This window comes from Gracilimonas sediminicola, assembly GCF_024320785.1.
GTDB lineage: Bacteria > Bacteroidota > Rhodothermia > Balneolales > Balneolaceae > Gracilimonas > Gracilimonas sediminicola.
The window spans coordinates 39,306-63,724 of record NZ_JANDBC010000002.1 but is presented as its reverse complement, the minus strand read 5'-3'; the positions used below and the strand labels follow the sequence as shown (position 1 = coordinate 63,724).

Genomic DNA, 24,419 nt, shown 5'->3' with positions numbered 1-24,419 from the left:
CCAATGAGCAATAAAGACCAACTTATCAAAGACCTCGAATCCATTATCCGTTTGCTGGCAGATGTGTGGCCAACCGACCGGGAAAATGTAGCCGTAGCCGGTGCCAAATTTGAGGAGGTTACCAATAACGTTGAAAACAATTTTGGGCAATTTCAGAAACTGATTGATTTATCGTGGAAGGGAATCAAACATCTCTACGAAAAAGATGACTACTTCATCATGGTTAAAACAGCCACGATGCAAGCTATTAATACTATCAGGGAGTATGTGATTGAGGAAGGTGATATCAAAGTAGAAGACTTTGAAAAGGCCTATGACGAATTGGAGAAAGCATTGAAGGGAGGCTCAGAATCGGCCGACACCGTAATTGATCTGGATGAAGAAAAAGTCGAGGAAATCAAAAAGAACGGGGAGTCGAAGCAAAGTACAGAAGAGGAAAAATCGGTAAAAGAATATACGCTGAATGACCTGGCCGGCTTCCTGATCACTCTCGAAGAGGAATCGGTTACCGGCGAAGACCTTCAGAAACTGGATGAGTTGGTTTCCTACATCGTTAAGCATGAGGAAGAAGCTATTGCTTCTCCGCTTAAGGAGGCGATGGCCGAAGTGGAAGCCAGCGGTGGAGCAAAAGGATGGCTGGGTATTGTTTCGGATAAAACGGAGCAAGCGATTGAAATTGAGGCTCAGAGGGAATGGGATAATCCCGAAAATACTGATGAGCTTGTCGATACTGAGAGCCCGGAGGAAGAAGAGCAAACTACAGCGGAGGAGCCTGCTGATGAAGCAGTAATTCAAGAAGAATCAGAGAAGAAAGAGTCTGTTTCCTCAGAAGTATTTCATATCCCCGAAGATATAGAAATGGCACTGGTTGGAGAGTTCATTACTGAGTGCTCCGAACTGATTGAAATGGCCGAAAGTGCACTGCTGGAGCTGGAGGAATCTCCGGATGATGAAGAGTTGATCAATACCGTATTCCGGGCTTTCCATACCATCAAAGGGACTTCCGCTTTTATGGGGCTCGACCCGATTTCGGAGTTCACCCACTTTGTAGAAACCTTGCTAAGTATGGTGCGGGAAGGTGATTTACCCTTCGACCGGGCATGCGCCGATATCAACTTTGAGTCGATCGATATTCTGAATAAAATGCTGAAAGTAGTAGAGGTTGCTGAAGGGGGCGATCCGCTTCATAAACCGGGGCAGTACGACAACATGATTTCTGTTCTGCATTCTATTTCAGAAGAAGGAAAAGAGCCGGCCCAAGCCCTCGAAGAAATTAGGGGAAAGCAGGCAGCTGCTCCGGTAGCTAACCCGGTTGTAGAGGCTGTAACCGATTCAGGTGATTCCGATGCTACAGATAAGATCAATTCAAAATCTGAATCAGAATCATCGGTACGGGTAAGTGTAAGTCGTCTCGATCGCCTTATCGATATGGTTGGAGAGCTGGTTATTGCACATTCTGTAGTAGCCCAGGATAAAGCTATCCCCAAAGATTCAGAACTTCAGAAAAAAGTAAATCACGCTACCAAAATACTTCGGGAGCTACAGGATACCAGTTTAACCCTGCGTATGGTACCGCTTAAAGCGACATTCCACAAAATGAACCGCCTGGTTCGGGATCTATCCAGAAAAGCCGGTAAGCAGGTGAAGTTCTCAACCTTTGGGGAAGACACCGAGATTGATCGTAATATGGTGGATGTAATCAATGAGCCGCTGATCCACATGCTGCGAAACTCTTTGGACCATGGAATTGAAGAGCCGGAAGAGCGACTTAAAAGCGGAAAAGGGGCCAACGCCGAACTTTCACTTTCTGCATCGCAGGAGGGTGGTAAAGTAGTTATCGAAATTAAGGATGATGGCCGTGGCATCAACAAAGATGTGATTCTTAACAAAGCCATAGAAAAAGGCTTGGTTGACCCGGAGAAAAAACTCACCGAGAAAGAAATATACAATCTCATATTCCTGCCCGGTTTTTCATCGGCTGAGAAAGTTACCGATTTATCGGGCCGAGGTGTGGGGATGGATGTAGTCCGCCGTTCTATCGAGCAGCTGCAAGGCAAGGTAGATGTGAGTTCAGAATTAGGTAAGGGAACAACCATCACCATTGAACTGCCTTTCACACTGGCTATTACTGATGGGATGCTGGTTCGGGTAGGTACGCAGCGATTTATCGTTCCGACTATAAACATAGACATGACCTTCCGCGCCAAAGAATCGGATATGTTTACCATGATGGGCAACTCGGAGCAGGTGAATTTCAGAGGGCAATCGGTTCCTGTGATAAGGCTGCATGAGCAGTTTGAGATTAACGGAGCCAAAGAAAGTTTACTGGAAGGCACCCTGTTGATCATCAAGAATAACAATCGCCGGTATGCCCTACTGGTAGATGAGGTGATCGGGCAACAGCAACTGGTGGGCAAATCGATACATATGCTCACAAAAATGTCGCATATATCGGGGGGAGCCATTCTTGGGGACGGACGTGTTGGTCTGATCCTGGATACGGCCGCACTGATGGAATCTGCAGCCTGAGGGGGATGAAACTATGAACACATTCACACAGAGTGCACTTTCTTCCCCGGTTTCATCCGTCAAACTAAAGGCAGGAGATTTTAAACGGGTCAAAGACTTGCTGTATGAATACTGCGGAATATTTTTACAGGAAGGCAAAGAGGCGCTCGTACAAAGCCGGCTGATGAAACGGATGCGAAAGCTGGGGATCGGAAGTTTCTCCGAGTACCTGGATTTCATCGAACGGCCGGAATCGGGAGGAGAGTTTCTGGCTTTCGTGGATGTGCTGACTACCAATAAAACCCATTTTTTCCGGGAGGCCCAACACTTTGAGTTCATCAGGAAGCATATTATCCCAACCATGGGTGGCCGAAATGCCAAGTGGTGGTCGGCCGGATGCTCTACCGGTGAAGAACCTGTAACTACAGCCATAACACTGCATGAAGCACGGAGAACAACGCCGTGGTCGTCGGTAAAAATATTGGCTACTGATATATCGAGAGAGGTGTTGAAAGTGGCAAAAAATGGAGTTTATCCCTCATCAAGAATGATGGATGTTCCGGATTCCATCCGCCGTAAATACTTCGAGAGTATTGGCAATGATGAATTTAAAGTGAAAGAACAGGTTGAAGAAATGATTACGTACGGCCGGTTAAACCTGACCGAGGACTGGCCGCTGAAAGGTAATTTTCAGGTGATAATGTGCCGGAATGTGATGATCTATTTCAACAGGCAAACCCAGCAGCAAGTTGTGCAAAAGTTTTATGATCAGCTTCAGCCGGGTGGGTTTCTTTTTTTAGGGCATTCCGAAAGTGTTTCATCAAATAATAAAGGATTCAAAAACTTGGCTCCTGCTGTGTACCAGAAAATATAACAGAGTGTTAAATGAGAAAAGTAGTAGGTGTTAGCGATTTAAAAGTATCAGCGAACCCACGTGAGGATATTATTACTCACGCGTTAGGAAGCTGCCTCGGTATCACAGTTTATGATCCTGTCGTAAAAGTGGGCGGCATGGTGCACGTGATGCTTCCACTGGCAAAGTCAGACCCTGAAAAAGCCAAAACCCGTCCTGCGATGTACGTGGATACCGGCTTCGGAAAGCTGCTGAATGAAGTGTATGAACTGGGAGCGCAAAAAAAGAACCTTGAGATTATTGTTGCCGGCGGTGCCAGTATGAAAAAGAATCAGGATGATGATTACTTCAAAATTGGTAAGCGGAATTTCACGGTACTTCGGAAACTACTATGGAAAAACGGGTTTATGATTACTTCGCAGGATGTAGGCGGCAGTACTTCCCGCACTATGGTGTTGTCGATTGCCGATGGACTGGTAACGATCAATAAACAACCGATCAATAAGGTAAACCGGTCAACCGGGATTTCGGTTGGTGCGGCATTTAACCATCAAGTAGCAATATAAGTAAGAGAGGGCATAATGGGACTTAACGTATTAATAGTAGATGATTGCCAGGTGATGCGGATGGTGATTCGGCGTACAGTTGAACTGTGCGGATTTGAGATTAATGAAATTATGGAAGCTGAAAATGGGAAAGAAGCCCTGGATTTAATTCGGGAAAATGAATTTGATCTTATTGTGGCTGATTTGAATATGCCGGTAATGAGCGGAGCTGAAATGCTGGCCCATATTAAGCTGGATGCGGCAACTTGCCGAATCCCGATACTCACCGTTTCGGCCGAAAGCAATGATATTAAAGTAGAAATAGTACGGGAGCTTGGTACGGAATTTCTTCACAAGCCATTTGCCCCGGAAGCACTCCGGAATAAAATGCTAAAGTTGTTGAATAAAGATTCGATAACTAACAAGGAATCCGGCTTTATGGTTAATGGTGAAATATAAACTGCAACTGTTATGGGAGCACAGAGATGAAAACAGAATCGATAAAAAACGTACTCATTGTTGATGATGAACCGGCCATTCGGGTATTTCAAAAAGTACTGCTCAGAAGAAGCAAATTTGATATAGGCCATATTTATGAGGCAGGAAATGGCATCGATGCCATCGACATTATGAGCCGAAACAGAATAGACCTGATTTTAACCGACATCAATATGCCGGTGATGAATGGAATTGAGTTCCTCAACATCATACATAATCATCAACAGTTCAGGGATGTGCCTACAGTTGCCGTTACTACCGAACGAGGAGAGCAGTTATTAAACATGTTGGCTTTCTGGGGGCATGGATACGTTAACAAGCCACTACGACTTGGTGTGTTAGAACAACAAATATCAAAATTTTATGGGATCAACAATGAGTATCACTTACACGGATAAAATTCACAACATCGCGGTTAACACCTTTGAGATAACCTGCTACATGTTTCCGCTGGAAGAATGGGAGCTCGAAGATGCAGAAGACATGCAAAAGCCGGATGGTACAGCCCGCTCTATTGTTCAGTTTGATGGAGCCGCAGAGGGTGGAATGGTTATTGATGCCTCCGACCATCTGCTGGATGCCATCGCAGCCAATATGTTGGGTGTGGAAGCTGCAACACAGGAAGAAAAGGAAGGCGCACTTTGTGAAATCGCGAATATCATTTGTGGAAATACCGTTCCCCTTTTTGCCCGGGATGAAAACATTTGCTACATCCGGCCGCCCCGCATTGCAGAACCGAGTGAAAATGTAGAAGCTATTTTCAAAAATATGCACCACGAGAAACTGCAGGTGCTGTTGGACGAAGGCATCGCTGATATCTCCATCTATTATAACTCAGAGGAGCCGGGATGATCAAAGTATTGATTATAGATGATTCGGCCGTAGTCAGAAAACTGCTAACCGAAGAGCTGAACAAGCAAAAGGATATTGAAGTTGTGGGAACGGCCATCGATCCATACATAGCACGGGAAAAAATTATACAGTTGAAGCCGGATGTGCTGACTCTCGATTTGGAAATGCCCCGTATGGACGGTCTTTCTTTTTTGGGAAAACTGATGAAGCATTTCCCCATGCCGGTGGTCGTAGTAAGTTCTTTGACTCCAAAAAACAGCGCTAATGCATTAAATGCCCTGCGCCTTGGGGCAGTAGATGTGATTTGTAAACCCGGGTCAGCCTATTCAACCCAGAATATTTCCCAGGACATCGTGAAAGCTATTCGGACAGCTTCAATCGCTCGTTTCGATCAGCATTTGGAGGCCGTTAAATCTGCACGGACCAAACAGAAGGCGACCGAAAGGGTAGAATTCACCGGACTTCGACATACCACCAACAAATTGATTGCCATCGGGGCTTCTACCGGTGGAACCCGAGCCCTGGAAGCGGTACTTACCGAACTTCCTGAAAATATGCCCGGTATCGTGATTACGCAGCATATGCCACCTGTATTCACCAAAAGTTTTGCTGAGCGTTTGAATACCATCTGCCGGCTTAAAGTAAAAGAAGCTGAAGACGGCGATTTGATTAAAACGGGTCAGGCTTTAATTGCCCCCGGTAATTTCCATATGCTTGTTGAGAAAAGCGGTGCCAAATACTATACCCGCATTAAATCTGGACCACCGGTGCATCATCAGCGCCCAAGCGTGGATGTGATGTTCAATTCGGTAGCTAAATCGGCCGGAGTGAATGCCATGGGCGTGATTTTGACGGGAATGGGAGCCGATGGAGCTCAAGGGCTTTTACATATGAAGGAAGCCGGTGCTCATACCATCGCTCAGGATGAAGCCACCTCGGTGGTATATGGAATGCCGAAAGAAGCCGCAAAGCTTGGCGCCGCTGAAGAGATTCTGCCTTTGCAGGTAATCCCGGAAGCTATCATTAAACAAATGGCCCGTAAAATGGCTGAACCGGTTTCATAATAAAGAATGGAGGGCTGGCATGATAAAAGTTTTGGTTGTTGACGATTCTTTATTTGATAGAAAACTTATTTCGTTCTTGTTGAATAAGCACGAAGATATTGAAGTGGTTGGCATGGCTGAAGATCCTTATGAAGCCCGCCAGCAATTGGCAGAGCTTAAACCGGACGTTATAACTTTAGACATGCTGATGCCCCGGATGGATGGGCTGACTTTCCTTAAGAAACTGATGAAGCACCTTCCTTTACCCGTGGTGGTAGTCAGTTCCGTTACCCCGGCAAATAGCAAAAGAGCCTTGCGCGCCTTAGCAGCCGGAGCCATCGAAGTGATTTCAAAGCCGAAAGCGGATTATGACGCCAAAGAAATGGAGCACGATTTAGTAACCGCGGTGCGGACGGCATCGGTGGCAAATGTACTTTCACACACTGGAGATATTCATAAGGCAGGGGAGCAATCCTCCCGTTATGGACTGGACAAAAGTGAAATATTCAGGCGCTCCAAATGCGAACTGATTGCCATCGGATCATCGACGGGGGGGACCCGTGCTCTTGAATTTCTGCTGCCCCAGTTGCCGGAGGATATTCCCGGTGTGGTTGTGGTCCAACACATGCCCCCGGTTTTTACCGGTCAATTTGCATCCCGTTTAAATAACCTGTGCAGAGTTGAGGTTGTTGAGGCTAAAGACGGAGATATGGTGCTGTCGGGAAAAGTATTTATTGCACCGGGCGACAAGCATATGATTGTTGAGCAATCGGTGGAAGGTTTTGAGATTAAGATTATTGAAACGGAGAAAGTGAATCATCATCGTCCCAGTGTGGATGTGTTGTTTGACTCGGTGGCAAATGTAGCCGAAAATAAGGCTACAGGCGTAATATTAACAGGTATGGGAGCTGATGGTGCCTGCGGACTCCTTCGGATGAAAGAAAAAGGGTGCTATACTATAGCGCAGGATGAAAAAACTTCGGTGGTGTATGGTATGCCCAAAGAGGCTGCAAAGATTGGCGCCGCAACCGATATCCTTCCGCTTGATAGAATAACGGGTGCAATTCTGAAGCATGTAAAACCAAAGAAATTAGAACTGATAGCGTAACTAACCGGAGATAAAAATGGCAATTAATATACTTGTGGTTGACGACAGCGCCGTAATGCGAAGTATGATCATAAAAACAATTAAGAACACCGGTATTGAAGTAGGCGAAGTACACCAGGCAAGCAACGGTGCGGAAGGGTTGGAAGTGGTTGACAACAACTGGCTGGACCTACTTTTCATTGATGTGAACATGCCCATTATGGATGGAATGGAGATGCTGGATAAAGTACGGAAGAATCCAATTACCATGGATATGCCTGTACTCATCGTTTCCACGGAAAGCAATAATGCCCGGATCAAAATTATAGATGAGCAATATGCAGGTTTTGTTCACAAACCTTTCACCCCGGAAGTACTGAAAGAAAAAATCCTGGATGTATTAGGTGTGATGCATTAATGGGCTGATGCTTTCGGTTCCGGTTCCTGGTATTTGGTTATGTTATTAGCGAAGGGATGAATCCCTTCGCTTGTTTACTGGAAGCGATGGTTGCTGATGGGAAGTTGGTGGTTGTGGTTAGATGTATTCAGGTATGCAAGCGAGTTGTTTACGGCATCGCGGATGTTGGTGTAGGTTGAAGGGCTGAACCCCTTCGCTTGTTTACTGGAAGCGATGGTTGCTGATGGGAAGTTGGTGGCTGGGGATATTTGGATTCCGGTACTTAAGAGAGTCGTTCACGGCATCGCGGATGTTGGTGTAGGTTGAAGGGCTAAACCTCTTCTCTTGTTTACTGGAAGCGATGGTTACCGGTGGGAAGATGGTGGTTGTGGTTAGATGTATTCCGGTATGCAAACGAGTCGTTCACGGCATCGCGGTTAGGTGCTATAGTATGGAAGGGCTGAACCCCTTCGCTTGTTTACTGGAAGCGATGGTTACCGGTGGGAAGATGGTGGTTGTGGTTAGATGTATTCCGGTATGCAAGCGAGTCGTTCACGGCATCGTGTAGAGCATTCATTAATGATATGTTTTGTACACAGAAAATTTTCTCCATAAAAAGGCTTAACTATTCTTTTCTTTTTCCGATAAAGGGGTTACCTGGGAGTGAAAAAACACCCCGGCTCATTTTGAACCTACAAATGAGCAAGATTTATTACGGTTGAGAGAAAAAAACAGAGATAATATGCCGGCTATAAAGAAGTCGGTGAATCCCGCATCGAAGTGATTACCAATTAAAAATTCCTGCCCAAAGGTCGGTACTTCGGTTTCAAAGCCATCAAAAGTGAAGAGCGAGATTGCTCAGCTTATTAACATTAACTCTCCTGATTAAAACCTCTTTCCGTAAATCACATTTTTAAATGTGAAGAATATGTGAATCATAAGTAATTAATATTATTTAATTTAATTATTAAAATTACTTAATGTTTTTTCACTTTATCCGATAACTCTTCAAAACCAAAGCTGGTGATGTCGCAGGTTGTTATTGCTTGCGTTAAATAATGTCGGCTTTAACGGTTTCAACTATCTAAAGCCGGGGTGCTTTTATATCCAGCTAAAAAAAGCTGAGGCTTCCGGCTTTTACAATTTCAAACTAAACCACCTTGCAAAAGGTAAACTAATGAGCAGTACAATTAACGTTTCAGCAAATAACAAAAAGTGGACAATTGGAAAGAAGTTAACAGCAGCCTTTACCGGAATCACCCTGATTTCACTGATTCTTGGATCATTAGGGCAGTATGCAGCTACAAGTAATAAGAAAACGGTAGAAGAAATCGGGAAAGTGAGGCTTCCCAGTATTCAGTCGTTACAAGATATGAATTTGGCTATGGCCGAAATCAGAAGTAAAGAAGAGGCCTTGCAGAATCCGGCTTTATCGGATAAGGAACGTAAAGAAGCCGTAGAGACTGTAGATCATTACTGGGATAAGCTAACCGAAGCGAAAGCCATCTATGAGCCATTACCACAAACTCAACAAGAAGCCTTAGAATGGCAAGCATTCTTAAAATCCTATCAAACCTGGAAAAACCATCAGGATGAGTTTAGAAAAATATCAAGAGAATACTTGCTGATTTCGGAAGACTCACAACGTGCTGACGAGATACTTTCCAATTTAAGGGATCAGTTCATGAATTATAACATGGAGTCTTATCGCATTGCTAAGGAAAGATTACAAGGGATTGTAGAACTGAACAAAGCCATTGTAGATTCTGAGGTTAAAAGTGCCACTGCACAGAATAACATCATAGGTACTTTTGCCATTATCGGGTTGGTGTTCGGTGTAACTCTGGCTGGATTGTTGGGATACTTTATAACCCGGTCGGTAAACAAAACTTTGAAATCGATTATAGACCGACTTAAAAGTGGTTCCGAGCAAGTTAATGCCTCATCGGTTCAGCTTTCAGGAGCCAGCCAGGATTTAGCCGAAAGTGCAAGCGAGCAGGCAGCAAGTGTTCAGGAAACGACGTCCTCACTTGAAGAAATGTCGAGCCAAATAAAACTGAATGCGGAAAACTCTGCGGAGGTGGAAGTGGCTATGAAAGAATCTAAACCACTGGTTGAAAGTGGGGTGGAAGCGATGAAACGGATGACTGAGGCCATGAAGGAAATCAGCCATTCTTCAAAAGAAACATCCAAGATCATCAATACGATAGATGACATTGCCTTCCAAACAAACTTACTGGCGCTGAATGCTGCCGTTGAGGCTGCCCGTGCCGGAGAAGCCGGTAAAGGTTTTGCCGTTGTAGCTGAGGAAGTGAGAAACCTGGCACAGCGAAGCGCAGAAGCAGCCAAGAATACTTCGGAGCTGATACAAAAATCCCAGTCCAGTTCTGACCGGGGCAATGGAGTGTCGAAAGAGGTTTCCGATAACCTTCAAAAGATTGAAGAAAGCATTAATGAAGTGAGTTCTCTGGTTGTAGAAATTTCCGCTGCTTCCAAAGAACAGGCTGTTGGGATTCAACAGATGAGTTCCGTTATGTCTGAAATGGATAATGTGGTTCAAACCAATGCCTCATCGTCTGAAGAGTCGGCCAGTGCGGCAGAAGAACTTTCCTCTCAGGCTGCGGAGCTTCAATACATTGTAAATGAACTGATGGAAATGGTAGGAGGAAGTGGAGCTCACCATATGCCCAAACAGGAAGGTGTACTTCAACGAGTTGCAAAGCACATTCCCCTGGCTCAAAAAGTCACCCCTTCTGTATCTTCAAATGGACATACAGTGAATGGTATCCGCCACTTTAATGGGGATGGAAAATCAGAAAGGGCAAAGCAGAATCTTCACAGAGAACCCGCCCTGAATGGTTTCAGTCACGATGACTTTAGTGATTTCTGATTCAATTTCCCCGATTAATTTATCAATCAGGCAGTGAAGAGAAATCTTCACTGCCTTTTTTAGAGTTGTGTTTAGGTGAAAATACCTAAATCCCATTCATTTCAATTTTAGGTTGAAAAGCTGATTCATTATTCACGGGTAGCATCTACCTTTTATTGTTAAAATTTTCTAATGAAATGATTGGGGGCTTTTTCTTCACAAGAAAGGAGAAAAGCCGATAAGCAATTTCAATCCGCCATATACCTATGAAGAAAACATGAAAACGGAAGACCAATTTTTAGCTAATGTGAATACTGATTTTCTTAAATCAGCATTCAAGTCATTTCCCTATGCGGCTATAATAACGAATGCAGATCGGGAAATTTTGGCTGTTAACAAAGCTTTTGAAGATACCTTCGGGTTTTCACGGAATGAAGTGATGGGAAAAAAAACAGCCATCCTTTATGCTGAAAAAGAGGACTTTAAAGAAACGGGAAGAACGAAATACAATAAAGCATCTACGATAGAACAGGTTTCCTATGAGTTAGCTTATCGAACTAAAAATGGGACTGAGTTTATAGCAGAAACCATAGGAAGCGTGGTAAAGAATCATGCAGGGGACACGATTGGCTTTTTGGGGTTAATCCATGATTTGAGGGATCAGAAGAACAAAGAAGCAAACTTGCAGCAGCTTGCCGACCAGCTTCATTTGCTGGTAAAAGTAATGAGCCAGGATACCCATAATTACGATCAACAAATTAACGAGTCTCTGAAGCTTACCTCCGAACTGCTTGAATTGGAATTGGGCATCATCAGTTCGATAAAGGATCAGAAGTACCTTGTAGATTATTTCTACCCGTCCGGTTCCGGGCTGGAAAAGGGAATGGAGTTTGAGCTGGCCAATACCTACTGCAACATAATGTTGAAGGATAAAGAAGTGCTGGCGATCAATCACATGGGCAAGTCGAATTATTGCCACCATGTGTGTTACGAGCATTTTAAGCTGGAAAGCTACATTGGCGCACCGGTATATGTGGATGGTGAACTGTATGGGACCCTGAATTTTTCCAGTGAGAAAAAGAGGCCAGAGTTTACCCATGGCGATAAGGATACCATTACGTTATTAAGCGAGTGGATCGGATCTATCCTTGAAAAAAAACACATTGAGGAAGAGTTAGAAGAAAGCCGGGAGATGTATCAATTATTGGCGAATCACTCGGCTGATATGGTTTGCTTGCATCAGGCCGATGGCACCTACCTATACGTTTCCCCGGTTTCAGAACAACTCTTAGGTTATAAGCCGGAAGAACTTATTGGTACCAGCCCGTATGTACTCTTTCATCCGGAAGATTTGGAAATGATACAAGCTGAGTCTCATGAGAAAGCAAAGCGAGGCGAACAAGTTAAGAGTTTTACTTACCGGATAAGAAAGAAAACCGGTGAATATATCTGGTTCGAAACCACAACAGAACCCGTGCTTAATGAAGCAGGAGAGGTTATAAAACTCCGTACCGGTTCCCGTGATGTTACAGAGAGAAAACGACTTGAGATATTACTGAAAGAAACCAATAAAATGGCAGCTGTTGGGGGGTGGGAGTTGTATCTGGATACGGGTAAATCTTTATGGACCGAAGAAATATATCATATCCATGAACTTCCTGTTGGCATTGATACAAATCTGGAGGACGGTCTGAGTTATTTTCCGGGAAAGGCTCGTGATATTATTGAAAAGGCGGTTACTCACACAGCAGAAACAGGGGAAGGCTATGATGTGGAAGTGCCATTTATAACTGCCAAGGGAAATGAGCGGTGGGTTAGGGCCATGGGGTTGGCAGAGAGAAAAGAGGATGGAACCATATATAAGTTGTACGGGGTATTTCAGGACCTGACAGATCGTAAGAAGATGGAACTGGAGTTGCTGAAGGCAAAAGAAGAAGCCGAGGCAGCCAATAAGGCTAAAAGTGAATTTCTTGCCAATATCAGCCATGAAATCCGAACCCCGATGAACTCCATTCTGGGATTTACCGAATTGCTTCAGAAAAGAGCTACAACGGGGGTTAGTGAAAAATATCTGCAGAATATTACCAGCAGCGGCAAGATGCTTTTACAGCTGATTAACGATATTCTGGACCTCTCAAAAATTGAAGCCGGTAAGCAGGAAATAAGTTTGAGTCCTGTAGATGTGAAGAGTTTTGTTCGGGAGATTAAAGACATCTTTTCGGTGAAAAGTGAGCAGAATGGAATAGAACTGGACGCAGTTATCGAAGATCAAATACCGGATGCTCTTTTGCTCGATGAAGCTCAGCTTCGGCAGGTTCTGTTTAATCTGGTAGGAAATGCCATCAAATTCACCAAAAAAGGGAAAGTAATCATAGAGCTGGGGGCTAACCTTGAACAACAGGATCTCAGTAAAGTGGACCTGATCATCAAAGTAAGTGATACCGGTATTGGCATTGCGCAGCATCGAATGGATCAAATTTTCAATGCGTTTGAGCAGCAGGGAAGAAAGATTACCGATGAGTATGGAGGAACCGGTTTGGGGCTTTCAATCAGCAAAAAGCTCGTAGAAATGGCAGGAGGTTCGATTGCTGTAGAAAGCGAGGTGGGTAAGGGAAGCTGCTTTATCGTTACCATTCCAAAGGTGGTTACTTCTTCTGTAGCTGTAGAGCAAAAAGGTGATGACGTGGCTGCCGATAGTATGGTATTTGAGGAAGCTACCATTCTGGTTACAGACGACATTCTTACCAACAGAGAGCTGATTGCGGAATTTCTGAAAGATCAGCCCCTCACTATTCTTCAGGCTTGTGATGGGAGTGAAGCCATTAAAAAAGCCAAAGAGCACGCTATCGATCTTATCCTGATGGATATTAAAATGCCGGGCCTGAATGGTGTGGAAACTATGAAAATCATTAAAGAGCATAATCCCGACATTAAAATTCTTGCCTTAACGGCCTCCGGCTTTATCGGATACGGTGATGAAGTAAAAGAATTGGGATTTGACGGGTATCTGCGCAAGCCCATTAGTTATGCCAAACTTGTGGGAAGCTTAAGCCAGTTCTTAGAGTTAAAGAATGCAAATGAAGGAGCAACTATAGCAGAATCTAAGGCAGGTTTAGATTTATCAGAACTAAAAGAAGAGTGGCCTGCCAGTAAGGTGGAAGAATTTAAGGTTACATGGGAGCCAAGGCTGAATATACTTATGCAGGAAATTGACCGCCAGGCACTGATGATGGATACGCTCGAAATTTTTGGGGAAGAACTAAAAAAGGCCGGCTCGGAATTAAATATTTCAGGTCTGGAAGTTTTGGCCGATAACCTTCTGGAATATGCCTCCTGTTTTGATATAGAAGGCATTGAGGCAACACTTCAGAACTACGACCGGATGATTAGCATGAATATACCGGTGGCATCAAACAATAAGGAATCAGTAAAAAGCTATGAACGAGCAAAGCAGTAGTAAAGAAAAAGGTTTTATTCTTATTGTGGATGATATTCCTAAAAACCTTCAGCTGTTGGGTAACACCCTGCGTGACGAAGGCTATAAAATCGCGGCCGTTTCAAAACCGGAACAGGTGGTGAATAGTGTTCGAAAATATCAGCCCGACTTAATATTGCTGGATGTAATGATGCCCGGTAAAAATGGATTTGAGGTGTGTGAAGAATTGAAAGCAGATCCTGAGCTAAATCACATTCCGGTTATTTTTCTTACTGCTAAAGTAGAGCAGGAAAGTGTGGTAAAAGGGTTAAATCTGGGAGGGGCCGATTACGTGACCAAGCCGTTCAACAACCAGGAACTACTGGCAAGGGTAGATACGCATATTTCCCTGAAACTTTCAAAAGACAAGCTGAAGGAGCAGAATGAAAAGTTGAATGAGTTAGGCCTTATGAAAGACCGGATTTATTCAGTGATTGGGCACGACCTTAGAGGACCGGTAAACGGCATAAGCGGGGTCATAAATATGCTGCTAACCGATCTTGAAGAAACGGAGCCCGAGAGGTTGAGAAAATTACTCACATTAATCAACGAGTCCTCCACGAACTTATGGAACCTGCTAACCGATTTATTGAGCTGGGCCCGGGTACAGAGTAAAGAAATGAAGGTAAATCCGAGCGATTTTTCTTTGATCAAGGCCATTCAAGAAGATGTAAAAATGATGGAATTTGTAGCTGAAAAAAAAGGAGTTACGATTCATATACATCCACAAGAAGACTTTGAAGTAAATGCAGATAAGTCTTTCATCCGAACTATAATCCGAAATTTTTTGACAAACGCCATCAAATTCAGCGACAAAAAAGGCAGCAGCATCGAAATCAATATTGAGGCTGAACAAAACCTCAAGATAACGGTGAAGGATTATGGTATTGGGATGTCGGAAGAAATCCAGGGGCGGCTTTTTAAGATGGTACACCCAAAGAATGAAACCTCAATGAACAAAAATGGTGCGGGCTTCGGGCTTTTGCTTTGTAACGAACTCGCAAAACTACATGGTGGAAAAATAGTGGTAGAAAGTGAAGAGGGAGCCGGTTCTACCTTCACCCTGGTTATCCCGCAATCGGAGCAAGCGGTCATAGCCGCTTAACAATACGTGGGCGAACTTGAGTCCCGTGCGTTAGGGAATCGAATAGTCGCTATTGATTTACATGGATATCCATCCGATATGTTAGACTCGTTCCCTAATCAAACTCAGTTTTGACATTTATGTGAGCAGTAGGAAGTAATTTCTACTGCTTTTTTTGTGGGTAAATCGGCTCTAATAAGTGTTCTTGAAGGGTTAAAAAAGTTTTATTAAAAAATTTTAAGAAAAAACTTAAGAAAGCTTTAGTACTGCCGATAATTGATTTAGAAATGCTAATACGTGAAAACTTTTTCTACATCTAAAATTGAGGAAAACCCATGCTTAAGAAATCAATACAACTTTTTTCTTTTGTAATTGCCCTTTTGGTGGTAACGAGTGCAAACGCTGAAACAGTACCAGATTTTGTTGACAACCCGGCTTTTGAAGTTGTTGCTGACGACTCAGTTACAATTTATGATGTAGTGGACCAGATGCCGGAAATTGATGGAGGTATCAAAGAGGTATATAAGAATATTGAATATCCCCGGGCTGCCATAGCCGGACGTGTAGAAGGCCGGGTTTTTGTGAAATTTGTGGTTGATGAAAACGGTGATGTTAAAAACCCGGAAGTGATTAAAGATATCGGCGCCGGCTGTGGGCAAGCTGCAGTAGAGGGCATTAAAAAAGTGAAGTTTACACCGGGTAAATTACAAGGAAAACCCGTTAAGGTATACTACACCCTTCCGGTAAGCTTCAAGATCAACAGCTAAAGAACTTTAGACTAAGACATAACATCCCCAATAATTGGCTAAAAGCATTATCCTGACCAGGGTAATGCTTTTTTTATGGGCATGTTTTTCACCTCCAATTACAAAATACCTTCATCCCAAATAGAGAGAGGTTTTGCAAGGTAAGGTTGCATAATAAGAGAGATCTACACATCCATATTCTTACGCATAGGTTAATTAGGAGGATAAAGAGAAGAACCTCCTGGTGTATAAAAGCCCCTGGAGCATTCGCCGGGTAATATGGGTCGATATCCCTACAACGCTTGCAGGACCTGCGGACGCTACAAGGTTGCTCCCTTCATAAATAGTTAGTCCGGCACATTAAAATCATTTAAGAAAATCTGTGGATGTCCGATAATGTAATTATCAAACCAATAATTATGCTTTTTGGCGAAGGAAACCGGCATGAGACCCCTCAACGTCCGGATCCCATTGCCTGTAAAGAAGCAAAACTATCATCGACATGGAAGAAACACTGGTTAAAGAAAAAGAGGCCGAAGAAATCGGCCATATAATAGCTGGCGGAAAATTTCTCAGCTTCTTTTTAGGTAAAGAGGAGTACGCAATCGAAATATTAAAAGTACAGGAAATCATTGGCCTGATGCCGATTACCCCCGTTCCCAAGATGCCGAAGTACATTCGCGGGGTGTTAAACCTGAGAGGTAAAATTGTACCGGTAATGAACCTGCGGCTTCGCTTTGAATTGCCGGCAGTTGAAGACACCGACGAGACCTGCGTGATTGTAGTTCAGGAAGGTGATTACCTGATGGGCGTACTGGTAGATAAGGTATCGGAAGTAGCTGATATCAAAGACAATCAAATTGAAGAAGTCCCATCATTTGGAGTGAAGGGAAACAGCGAATACCTGGCGGGTATTGGTAAGGTTAAGGAGTCTGTAAAAATGATCGTTGATATCCACAAAGTACTATTTGATGTGCCCGAAGAGGTATTGGAGACAAACGACACCGCAGCTTAATCAACAAATTAAAACCGTAAACATGAGGCAACAATGTCATCGATTAATAACTATCTGAATAATGTAAGTCAGGGTATAAGTGATGCGGAAGGTAGCTGGACCATAGGGAAAAGAATATTTTTCCTTACAGCATCTGCAACTGTGGTAACACTGATTCTTGGTGCTATCGCACTATTCTCACTCAATAAAATACAAAACAACACCACCTCTTTATCTGAGGTATCGTTTAATGAGTGGGGAACCGCTGCGGCATTTGAAACAGCTGTACGCAAGGCTGGCTACGAACACCTCCAGTTTACAAACACAAACGACGTTTCCTATATGGAATCGGCACTCTCGAGATTTGAGAAGATTTACGGAGAGTATGCAGAATTTGAAAGCTATGTAGAAGCCCACGATCTCCCGGTTTTGGAGGAGAAGATGCAGGGGCTTAAAGAAGTTATTGAAAGCTACGAAAGTAACCTTCAGGCTTATCTTAATGCAACCCTGGCGCTGGAGAATAACACAGATCCATCGGAGCTGACTAAAGTAAGTAATGCTTTATTTGAAGCGGAAAGGAATGCTGCTGTTGAGTACCAGGAATTGCTGGATCGTTCAGTAGCTATAAACGAGGCGGCTGAAAATGGCGCCAGAGCCCTGGCTGACAATACCCAGGCTACGGTAAACAACTATGTCTGGATTATTAGCGTGGTAGCCTTGATCTCAGTATTAGGTGTGATGGCATTTGGCTTCTTTGTGGGCCGTTCTATTAATGGTACGCTTAAGAGCATAATCGAAAGACTTAGAACCGGTTCCGACCAGGTTAGTGTGTCCTCCGAGCAACTGTCGAGCGCAAGCCAGCAATTGGCTGAAAGTGCCAGCGAACAGGCTGCAAGTCTTCAGGAAACCACATCATCTCTGGAAGAAATGGCTGCCCAAATTAAGCAAACCGATGATAATTCAAGTCAGGCCGAGCTGGCCATGAATGAGTCGAAGCCGTTGGTTGAAAATGGGGTTCAGGCCATGCAGCGTATGGTTCAGGCTATGAATGAGATTAAGAGTTCTGCCCAGGAAACATCCAAAATCATCAACACGATCGACGACATTGCCTTCCAGACCAATCTGCTGGCATTGAATGCCGCTGTTGAAGCAGCCCGTGCCGGAGAGGCAGGAAAAGGTTTTGCCGTGGTAGCGGAAGAAGTACGTAACCTGGCACAGCGAAGTGCGGAAGCTGCCCAGAATACATCAGAACTGATCCAGAAGTCACAGGCAAGTTCAGACCGTGGTTCAAGTGTAGCCGAAGAGGTTTCTGAAAACCTGAAAGCAATAGAGCAAAGCATCTCAAGTGTAAGTACGCTTGTAGTGGAGATTTCAGCAGCTTCCAAAGAACAGGCGGTAGGCATTGAGCAAATGACCTCGGTTATGACCGAAATGGACAACGTGGTTCAGGATAATGCTTCCTCATCCGAAGAATCGGCCAGTGCCGCTGAGGAGTTGACTTCTCAGGCCAATGAATTGAATAACATCATTGTAGAGCTGGTCGGACTTGTTGGGGGAGGTAGTTCAGCAAGTATTGGAAACGGATCTTTTATCCGTAACCCGGAGCAGCAGCCTGCCACGAGTAGTAAAGCCATCAGAAATGGCTTTGCAAATGGAAACGGCCATAATGGGCACAGTAAAGGCAATGGTCAACAAAGCAGATCCGGAAATGGATCGAAGCATGAAGCGCACTCAAACGGCCATTCAAATGGTTCTTCCAAGAGAGTAGAAGCTCACGAACTAATCCCTTTCGAGGATGATGATGACTTCAGTGATTTCTAACCAGGCGCGACTACATAAATGAATATGACTTGTAGCAGAGGATCTGGTTTCCCGGATCCTCTATTCAAGTATAAATAACACAGAGAGGTTAACATGGATCAAATACCAACAGACTTAGAGATCATTGAGGATATTTACTATCGCTACTATGATGAGTACAAGAAGTACGCTAAGGACGAACCGGACCGGATTGCCCGAATCCGCGTACCGGTAAACATCCAGGAAATAGCGGATGCTTGTGGTGTTGATGAAGACATGATCTTCGGGCGATTGTACTACCACTTCAACAAAAAGTACAGTTACAAGAACGAGGATGGAGATATTACCACATTCTTTATGTCCGAAAAGTTTGAAGGGCTGAGCGTGAACTATCCATTAGTGTCGGCAGTATTGGCCGATCTGAGTTCAGAAAAAAAGCGAACCACCATATTTATAACCATATCTGCTGTGGCGGTGATGCTGTCGGTCGTTGCAGTGATTCTGGCTCTGATTCTTTGAGCTGAAATTTATTTACAGACGGTTTTATCAAATCTAATTATTAGGAGCAGTAGGGATGAAGATAAATGTACTGATTGTTGAAGATGATGCTGCAATGAGAGTGGTGCTGAGAAGCACGGTGCTTTCGGCAGATCTGGATGTTGAAGTAGACGAAATTTTTGAAGCCGAAAATGGTAAGGAAGGACTGGAAATCCTGGAAAAAGAAAAGGTAGATATGATGTTGGTGGACATCTACATGCCCATTATGGACGGACTGGAAATGCTGGATTATGCCCGCGATCATCCGGAGATGTCAGATATACCGGCCATCGTTGTTTCTTCCGAGAATAACGAAGACCGAATCGATGCCATTTTAAGACAGGGAATGGGTTTTGTACATAAGCCACTGACCCATCTTCTGTTGAAGGACAAAATCAGTGAGATGATTAATACTAAGAGAAGTGGGGAAACCGGGTAAGGGTTCATCCACTTATAAAAAGCCGAGAACTAATTACACTGCCATGAGGAGATGAACAATGAAAAATTCTTCACCTAAGAAAAAACTCACCGAAGAGTTACGGAAAGGTATGAAGCTTGATCCGGAGGGCAATAGTTGTCGGCTCAATTATTTGGAAACAAATTCCTCTCCAAAAGCTGAAGGGGATCCAAAGTTGGAGAATATGGCTAAAACGCCTCTCCGAAAAATTCAAAAGAATGAACAGGAGCCACCCGAAAAAGAAATTTCAGCTCCCTCTCAAAGTAAAATAATCCGACTGATCAGAAACCACTCCAGTAATATGTTTCAACCTTCTTTTGGTGACCCTACAAAGCTGGGCGTAGCCAAAAATCCATATTACAAGTTCAGTAAAGTGGCAGAATTGAGCCCGGCGCTCATCCTTATTGCCGACAGGCAGGGGTTTATTGAGTATGCAAATCCAAGTTTTTTAAAACTCTCACAGTACAAAGAAGAAGAGGTAATTGGCTGCGGGCTCGAGATGTTCAAATCCAGCCTCGACTACCAGCAGCAGTACACCGAATTAAGAACGGCAATAGGGAATGGTGAAGAATGGAAAGGGGAGCTGATTAATAATAAGAAGACATGCGGTACCTTTGTGTTTTCGGCAACGCTTACTCCGGTCCGCAATGAGTACGACTTTATCACAAGCTTCATTATGGTTGGGCAGGATATTACCCCCTTTCGCGAGACCGAAAAGGAGTTGAAGATGGCGGTGGAGGAGAAAACGGTTCTCTTGTCAGAACTGCACCATCGCGTTAAAAACAACCTGGCCATTATTTCGGGCCTCATGCAGTTACAAGCCTTTACCGAAGGCAACGAGAGCGTTCAGTCTAAACTGTACTCCAGTGTAGGGCGTGTTCAGGCTATGGCAAACATGCACGAGTTGTTGTATGAATCGGGGAGCTTTAGTCAACTGGAATTTGGGCAGAACCTGAAGAAAATAGTTACCTCCATTTCTAAAATGTACTATGAGCTGACCCAAAAAATTGATGTGAAACTGGATGTGGAATCGGTGATGCTGAATATCAATCAGGCACATCCCTGTTCGTTAATTATGAACGAGGTGATTACCAATGCGTACAAGCATGCCTTTACTAAAGCGGAGTCTGGTAAGATTCGCATTCAACTATATAACCAGGAACAAACAGTATATATCTCTATAGCGGATAACGGTTCGGGCCTGCCGGAAGACTTTGACATTGACCGGGATAAAACCCTGGGGAATACCTTACTTAGAACCCTGGTAAAACAGTTGAATGGAACCTATCAATACATTTCTGATGAGGGAGGAACCACCTTTACTCTGTGTTTTCAGAAAGAGAATATAAAGGGTTCGGCCGGGGCTCATTTAAGCTAAAAAAGAAACTAAACATTATATAACAGACAAAATAAAAGAGGAGCCAATTGACTCCTCTTTTTTGGGTGTTACCCTAACAGTATTGGCCGAGGCTGCTTATCTGCGGTCAATATTTGCAATAAGGTTTGTAAGGCGTTCCTGGTAAGCGGTGTACATCAGTCCGCTGTCTTTGTTATCGCTTACCACTTCATTTAGTTCGCCAAGGTGGGAATCGGCCGTTTCAATTTCATTCACCAGATCCTGAAAGGTAGTTGAAAATGAGTTGGCATCGTCATTCATACGGGCAACTTCCACCTTTCCGGTAATATGTATAAATCGAAGTACCAATAAAAATCGCTCAATGTCCTTCACTCCGTTCATTAGGTCACGAAGATAAGCCGGCACTTTTCCAATTCCTTTACTGATAACATCTAAGCGCGGCATAAAGGCATCATACAACAAATTTATAACTTCATCAGATTGAATCAGGGATATCTCTTTCTCAAATTTTTGTTTTTCCAGCTCTTTGAAGAAATCAATGGTCATCTCAACCTGAAGTTTAGAAGAGATGATCTCGAAATTAAGCTCGGCTATCAGGTCGCTTAAATGATGGATATTCTCCTTCATATTGATAAGCCGTTTTTCCCCATCCACCGATTGTTCCCCCATTTTTTCGGCTACTACCGATAGCGACCTATCATCCTGATCCAGCTTGGAAGAACTGATCTGTGCATTCAGGGAAAGCAATAGGATAGAACGAGCCAGTTTCAGGATGTAATCGGAGTGCCCGATCAGGGCGTTATGAATGTTTTGCAGGTTCTCCAGGCCCAGTACCAATTCACTGAGTATCGTTTCAACTTTTACCAGAACAGGAGGGACGATGTGTTTTTCGGTCTTTTTCTTCTCCTCCGACATTCCTTCACTAAGGATGCTTTCACGGTAGCTCATTTCTTTTTGAAGGGCATTCCACATGAACTCCCGGTAATCTGAAAACCCTTCTTTCTTGAGCAGATTTAACAGAAAAGCCCGGGACTCTTCCATGGCTTTTTGCTTATCACCTAACTGCTGCTCTTTTCGCTTTTCGAATTGCAGGGTTTTGGCATAGCAGTCTTTAACGGTGTTAAAAAGCTCACTCCCCGGTCTTAAACGGATGGATAAGAAACCACCTTTGCATGGGAAAGTTAATGCAAAAACCCAGTAGAAAGATCCATCCCCGGCCAAATTCTTAAAATAGGCAGCGATGGGTTTTCCTGCATTCAGATACTCCCAGAAAATATGAAAGACTGCCCGGGGCATATCAGGGTGCCGGTCAATGTTATGTAACTGTCCTACTAACTCTTGCTGACTGTATTTACTTACATTGACAAAGACCTCGTTGGCGTAAGTAATTTGAGATTTAGTGTCGGTGACGGATAAGAACAACTCCTCAAAAGTAAACGGGCTTTCCTGGTTTACAGGAACCGGTTTTTTGAGGTCTTTAATCTTATCAGTCGTCAATTCTTCAGTCAACATATGGATAGCTTCCTTTGTTAAATGTATTCAGATCAGTATGGTATCTACTTTCCCTTTTGTTTTATCGGTTGAATTCGAGAAAACATTAATTTTTAGAAGCTATAGGAAGTAAATAGTGACTTATTACTGTTAGCCGGAACGGAGCTGAGTAGTTGAATGACGGCCCCTTTGTCTCAGCTATTCAGGCAGACAAAGGCTGAAGGTAATCTCTTCATCATCATTATTGGACAAGAAAATAGTTCCACCAAGCTGCCGGGCGTATAGCAAGGCCAGGGTCAACCCAATACCCAATCCATTGGCTTTATCAGTTACAAAAGGGCTGAATATATTATCAGCGATAGCCTTGGGAATAGCAGGACCGGGATTTGAAATCTGGATCAGCCTTTCGGAGGGTACAGAAACAGTAACCGTGTGATCCGCTCCATGCTGAAGACCGTTTTGAACTAAAAGCTCAATAATGTTTTTGAGGCTGGAAGGATTTCCTTTGAGTTCAAAGTCCGAATCAATGGATTGTATATCGATACGTTGCTGAACGTCTGCCGGGTAGTCAAGCAGCGTGCTTTTAATTAATTTTCCAGCTTTCAGGGAGGTGGATTCATCTTCATCTTCAATCACATTAGGGTCGATGGTATAAAGTATTTCCAGTTCATCCATCATATCATACAGGTTGTTGATACCCTTGTCAATCAGGGCGAAATATTTCTCCTGCTGTTCGTCATCGCTGTATTCACTAAGCATATCAACATAGCCGGATATACCGGTAAGCGGGGAGCGGAACCGGTGAAGCATGACAGCAATCATATTTCTCCAAGAGGCTAAGGTTTCCTCATCCGGTATTTCATTTCGTTGCTTAAAAACAATGAGGGTGTATTCTTCGTCTTCCCATGTAAATGCACGTTCATCAAAGCCCAGCCATTGATTTTTTAAGCAGGCAACCGGTTCGCCGGATATGTTCGCGTCAATTACAGTAACGGCTTCATCAAAATTTTGCCCTAACAGATCGTCAATAGCAGCAGAAGGATGGCTGGCATAGCAGATTTTCCGGTTATTGTGATGTAAAACCAAAAGGGGCTCTGGATACCCGTTAAATAGGTCTTTTATGATCTGCATTAATGTATGCTCCGAAGTTATGTAATGGTAACCATCAATCTGCTTAAATGCATTAACGGGTTTAACTGCCAAATCTGGTGTACAAATTTCTTGCCGTAAAGTCATCATTGTTGTTCTGCTTTAATTCTGTTCGGGTTGTTTAACCGGTTATCAGCGATCCCCCTTACACCTTAAATGAATTCGGAAAGACGGAAAAATTTGCCAAGAAGCGGTCAATTCTACTCTTGTCTTTTCGGATTGTTCCCCAAAAAAATGGATATCAGGTATTTGAGAGAGGTTTAGGTGAGCTGGCACAGCAATTGCAATTACCCGTGCGAGTGACTCAAAACCAAAGCAAAATTTCAATGAACTTTATCGATAGTAATCATAGTCAAATGTTAGCCAGGGCGATGGATACCTATTCACTTCGCCAAAAAGTGACGGCTTCAAACATCGCTAATGCCGATACGCCTAATTATAAAAGGCATGAAGTGCTTTTTGAGGAAGAACTTCAGCAGGCACAGCTGGATGAAGGCATCAGCGGCATGAAAGCGGTATCGCCTTCCATTGTGCAGACAGAAGAAAGTGTGGTTCTGGAAGATGAGATGATAGAGATGGCCGATACACAAATTCGGGTGCAAATGGTTACCCGCTCGCTTCGGCATCACTTCAGTCTTCTTAAATCAGGAATTACAGGCATTAACCGATAAAACCCA

Annotated in this window: 22 protein-coding genes; 19 read left to right on the top strand and 3 right to left on the bottom strand. The window is 43.7% G+C overall.

Annotation, left to right across the window (positions count from 1 at the left end; translation table 11 throughout):
• Nucleotides 1–3 precede the first annotated feature (3 nt).
• From NM125_RS10100 to NM125_RS10060, 9 genes are read left to right on the top strand one after another with little or no spacing between them, the layout of a single operon-like run.
• Complete coding sequence (locus NM125_RS10100) at nucleotides 4–2,529, top strand: chemotaxis protein CheW (protein ID WP_255134796.1); 2,526 nt, start codon at nucleotides 4–6, stop codon at nucleotides 2,527–2,529.
• A 13-nt stretch (nucleotides 2,530–2,542) separates the two neighbouring features.
• Nucleotides 2,543–3,382: a CheR family methyltransferase gene (locus tag NM125_RS10095; protein WP_255134795.1), complete on the top strand. Its 840-nt coding sequence runs from the start codon at nucleotides 2,543–2,545 to the stop codon at nucleotides 3,380–3,382.
• Nucleotides 3,383–3,393: 11 nt separating this feature from the next.
• Entirely contained in the window at nucleotides 3,394–3,927 is a 534-nt protein-coding gene (locus tag NM125_RS10090; RefSeq protein WP_255134794.1) for a chemotaxis protein CheD, read from the top strand.
• Between the two features lie 15 nt (nucleotides 3,928–3,942).
• The gene (locus NM125_RS10085; RefSeq protein ID WP_255134793.1) at nucleotides 3,943–4,365 is read left to right on the top strand and encodes a response regulator; all 423 of its coding nucleotides are present in this window, start codon (nucleotides 3,943–3,945) and stop codon (nucleotides 4,363–4,365) included.
• 26 nt (nucleotides 4,366–4,391) lie between these two features.
• Nucleotides 4,392–4,802: a response regulator gene (locus tag NM125_RS10080; RefSeq protein ID WP_255134792.1), complete on the top strand. Its 411-nt coding sequence runs from the start codon at nucleotides 4,392–4,394 to the stop codon at nucleotides 4,800–4,802.
• Nucleotides 4,780–5,256, top strand: coding sequence for a chemotaxis protein CheX (locus tag NM125_RS10075; RefSeq protein WP_255134791.1), 477 nt, complete (start codon nucleotides 4,780–4,782; stop codon nucleotides 5,254–5,256). Before NM125_RS10080 ends, NM125_RS10075 begins: the two co-directional genes overlap by 23 nt.
• Nucleotides 5,253–6,320 carry a protein-glutamate methylesterase/protein-glutamine glutaminase gene (locus NM125_RS10070; protein WP_255134790.1) on the top strand — a complete coding sequence of 356 codons (1,068 nt, stop codon included), beginning with the start codon at nucleotides 5,253–5,255 and terminating at the stop codon, nucleotides 6,318–6,320. The genes NM125_RS10075 and NM125_RS10070 overlap by 4 nt, the downstream gene beginning before the upstream one ends.
• 19 nt (nucleotides 6,321–6,339) lie before the next feature.
• Nucleotides 6,340–7,407, top strand: a complete 1,068-nt coding sequence (locus NM125_RS10065) for a protein-glutamate methylesterase/protein-glutamine glutaminase (protein ID WP_255134789.1) — start codon at nucleotides 6,340–6,342, stop codon at nucleotides 7,405–7,407.
• Between the two features lie 16 nt (nucleotides 7,408–7,423).
• Nucleotides 7,424–7,804 (top strand): response regulator, encoded by a 381-nt coding sequence (locus tag NM125_RS10060; RefSeq protein ID WP_255134788.1) that lies wholly within the window; start codon nucleotides 7,424–7,426, stop codon nucleotides 7,802–7,804.
• A 201-nt stretch (nucleotides 7,805–8,005) separates the two neighbouring features.
• On the opposite strand, the gene NM125_RS10055 is transcribed toward NM125_RS10060, so the two are convergent.
• Nucleotides 8,006–8,197 carry a hypothetical protein gene (locus NM125_RS10055; RefSeq protein ID WP_255134787.1) on the bottom strand — a complete coding sequence of 64 codons (192 nt, stop codon included), beginning with the start codon at nucleotides 8,195–8,197 and terminating at the stop codon, nucleotides 8,006–8,008.
• Nucleotides 8,198–8,960: 763 nt separating this feature from the next.
• Between NM125_RS10055 and NM125_RS10050 the strand changes: the two genes are divergently transcribed.
• From NM125_RS10050 to NM125_RS10010, 9 genes are all read left to right on the top strand, one after another.
• Nucleotides 8,961–10,673, top strand: a complete 1,713-nt coding sequence (locus NM125_RS10050; RefSeq protein WP_255134786.1) for a HAMP domain-containing methyl-accepting chemotaxis protein — start codon at nucleotides 8,961–8,963, stop codon at nucleotides 10,671–10,673.
• A gap of 256 nt (nucleotides 10,674–10,929) precedes the next feature.
• A complete protein-coding gene (locus NM125_RS10045) occupies nucleotides 10,930–14,109 on the top strand; it encodes a PAS domain S-box protein (RefSeq protein WP_255134785.1) in 3,180 nt (1,059 codons plus the stop codon).
• Nucleotides 14,090–15,232: a hybrid sensor histidine kinase/response regulator gene (locus NM125_RS10040; RefSeq protein WP_255134784.1), complete on the top strand. Its 1,143-nt coding sequence runs from the start codon at nucleotides 14,090–14,092 to the stop codon at nucleotides 15,230–15,232. The genes NM125_RS10045 and NM125_RS10040 overlap by 20 nt, the downstream gene beginning before the upstream one ends.
• Before the next feature lie 314 nt (nucleotides 15,233–15,546).
• Nucleotides 15,547–15,978 (top strand): energy transducer TonB, encoded by a 432-nt coding sequence (locus NM125_RS10035; protein WP_255134783.1) that lies wholly within the window; start codon nucleotides 15,547–15,549, stop codon nucleotides 15,976–15,978.
• A gap of 481 nt (nucleotides 15,979–16,459) precedes the next feature.
• The gene (locus NM125_RS10030; protein WP_255134782.1) at nucleotides 16,460–16,972 is read left to right on the top strand and encodes a chemotaxis protein CheW; all 513 of its coding nucleotides are present in this window, start codon (nucleotides 16,460–16,462) and stop codon (nucleotides 16,970–16,972) included.
• A gap of 33 nt (nucleotides 16,973–17,005) precedes the next feature.
• Nucleotides 17,006–18,772, top strand: coding sequence for a methyl-accepting chemotaxis protein (locus NM125_RS10025; protein ID WP_255134781.1), 1,767 nt, complete (start codon nucleotides 17,006–17,008; stop codon nucleotides 18,770–18,772).
• Between the two features lie 93 nt (nucleotides 18,773–18,865).
• Nucleotides 18,866–19,270: a hypothetical protein gene (locus NM125_RS10020; protein WP_255134780.1), complete on the top strand. Its 405-nt coding sequence runs from the start codon at nucleotides 18,866–18,868 to the stop codon at nucleotides 19,268–19,270.
• Between the two features lie 55 nt (nucleotides 19,271–19,325).
• Nucleotides 19,326–19,727 (top strand): response regulator, encoded by a 402-nt coding sequence (locus NM125_RS10015; protein WP_255134779.1) that lies wholly within the window; start codon nucleotides 19,326–19,328, stop codon nucleotides 19,725–19,727.
• A gap of 58 nt (nucleotides 19,728–19,785) precedes the next feature.
• Nucleotides 19,786–21,123, top strand: a complete 1,338-nt coding sequence (locus tag NM125_RS10010; protein ID WP_255134778.1) for a sensor histidine kinase — start codon at nucleotides 19,786–19,788, stop codon at nucleotides 21,121–21,123.
• A gap of 96 nt (nucleotides 21,124–21,219) precedes the next feature.
• Here the strand turns inward: NM125_RS10010 and NM125_RS10005 are convergent, their stop codons facing one another.
• Nucleotides 21,220–22,614, bottom strand: coding sequence for a PAS domain-containing protein (locus tag NM125_RS10005; RefSeq protein ID WP_255134777.1), 1,395 nt, complete (start codon nucleotides 22,612–22,614; stop codon nucleotides 21,220–21,222).
• Nucleotides 22,615–22,791: 177 nt separating this feature from the next.
• Nucleotides 22,792–23,724 (bottom strand): sensor histidine kinase, encoded by a 933-nt coding sequence (locus NM125_RS10000; RefSeq protein ID WP_255134776.1) that lies wholly within the window; start codon nucleotides 23,722–23,724, stop codon nucleotides 22,792–22,794.
• 389 nt (nucleotides 23,725–24,113) lie between these two features.
• On the opposite strand from NM125_RS10000, the gene NM125_RS09995 reads away from it, so the two are divergent.
• A complete protein-coding gene (locus NM125_RS09995; RefSeq protein WP_255134775.1) occupies nucleotides 24,114–24,413 on the top strand; it encodes a flagellar basal body rod protein FlgB in 300 nt (99 codons plus the stop codon).
• Nucleotides 24,414–24,419 lie beyond the last annotated feature (6 nt).

Coding starts and splice junctions, on each gene's coding strand:
- NM125_RS10100 (WP_255134796.1), top strand. CDS start 4: ATGAGCAATAAAGACCAACTTATCAAAGACCTCGAATCCATTATCCGT.
- NM125_RS10095 (WP_255134795.1), top strand. CDS start 2,543: ATGAACACATTCACACAGAGTGCACTTTCTTCCCCGGTTTCATCCGTC.
- NM125_RS10090 (WP_255134794.1), top strand. CDS start 3,394: ATGAGAAAAGTAGTAGGTGTTAGCGATTTAAAAGTATCAGCGAACCCA.
- NM125_RS10085 (WP_255134793.1), top strand. CDS start 3,943: ATGGGACTTAACGTATTAATAGTAGATGATTGCCAGGTGATGCGGATG.
- NM125_RS10080 (WP_255134792.1), top strand. CDS start 4,392: ATGAAAACAGAATCGATAAAAAACGTACTCATTGTTGATGATGAACCG.
- NM125_RS10075 (WP_255134791.1), top strand. CDS start 4,780: ATGAGTATCACTTACACGGATAAAATTCACAACATCGCGGTTAACACC.
- NM125_RS10070 (WP_255134790.1), top strand. CDS start 5,253: ATGATCAAAGTATTGATTATAGATGATTCGGCCGTAGTCAGAAAACTG.
- NM125_RS10065 (WP_255134789.1), top strand. CDS start 6,340: ATGATAAAAGTTTTGGTTGTTGACGATTCTTTATTTGATAGAAAACTT.
- NM125_RS10060 (WP_255134788.1), top strand. CDS start 7,424: ATGGCAATTAATATACTTGTGGTTGACGACAGCGCCGTAATGCGAAGT.
- NM125_RS10050 (WP_255134786.1), top strand. CDS start 8,961: ATGAGCAGTACAATTAACGTTTCAGCAAATAACAAAAAGTGGACAATT.
- NM125_RS10045 (WP_255134785.1), top strand. CDS start 10,930: ATGAAAACGGAAGACCAATTTTTAGCTAATGTGAATACTGATTTTCTT.
- NM125_RS10040 (WP_255134784.1), top strand. CDS start 14,090: ATGAACGAGCAAAGCAGTAGTAAAGAAAAAGGTTTTATTCTTATTGTG.
- NM125_RS10035 (WP_255134783.1), top strand. CDS start 15,547: ATGCTTAAGAAATCAATACAACTTTTTTCTTTTGTAATTGCCCTTTTG.
- NM125_RS10030 (WP_255134782.1), top strand. CDS start 16,460: ATGGAAGAAACACTGGTTAAAGAAAAAGAGGCCGAAGAAATCGGCCAT.
- NM125_RS10025 (WP_255134781.1), top strand. CDS start 17,006: ATGTCATCGATTAATAACTATCTGAATAATGTAAGTCAGGGTATAAGT.
- NM125_RS10020 (WP_255134780.1), top strand. CDS start 18,866: ATGGATCAAATACCAACAGACTTAGAGATCATTGAGGATATTTACTAT.
- NM125_RS10015 (WP_255134779.1), top strand. CDS start 19,326: ATGAAGATAAATGTACTGATTGTTGAAGATGATGCTGCAATGAGAGTG.
- NM125_RS10010 (WP_255134778.1), top strand. CDS start 19,786: ATGAAAAATTCTTCACCTAAGAAAAAACTCACCGAAGAGTTACGGAAA.
- NM125_RS10005 (WP_255134777.1), bottom strand. CDS start 22,614: ATGTTGACTGAAGAATTGACGACTGATAAGATTAAAGACCTCAAAAAA.
- NM125_RS10000 (WP_255134776.1), bottom strand. CDS start 23,724: ATGCAGATCATAAAAGACCTATTTAACGGGTATCCAGAGCCCCTTTTG.
- NM125_RS09995 (WP_255134775.1), top strand. CDS start 24,114: ATGGATACCTATTCACTTCGCCAAAAAGTGACGGCTTCAAACATCGCT.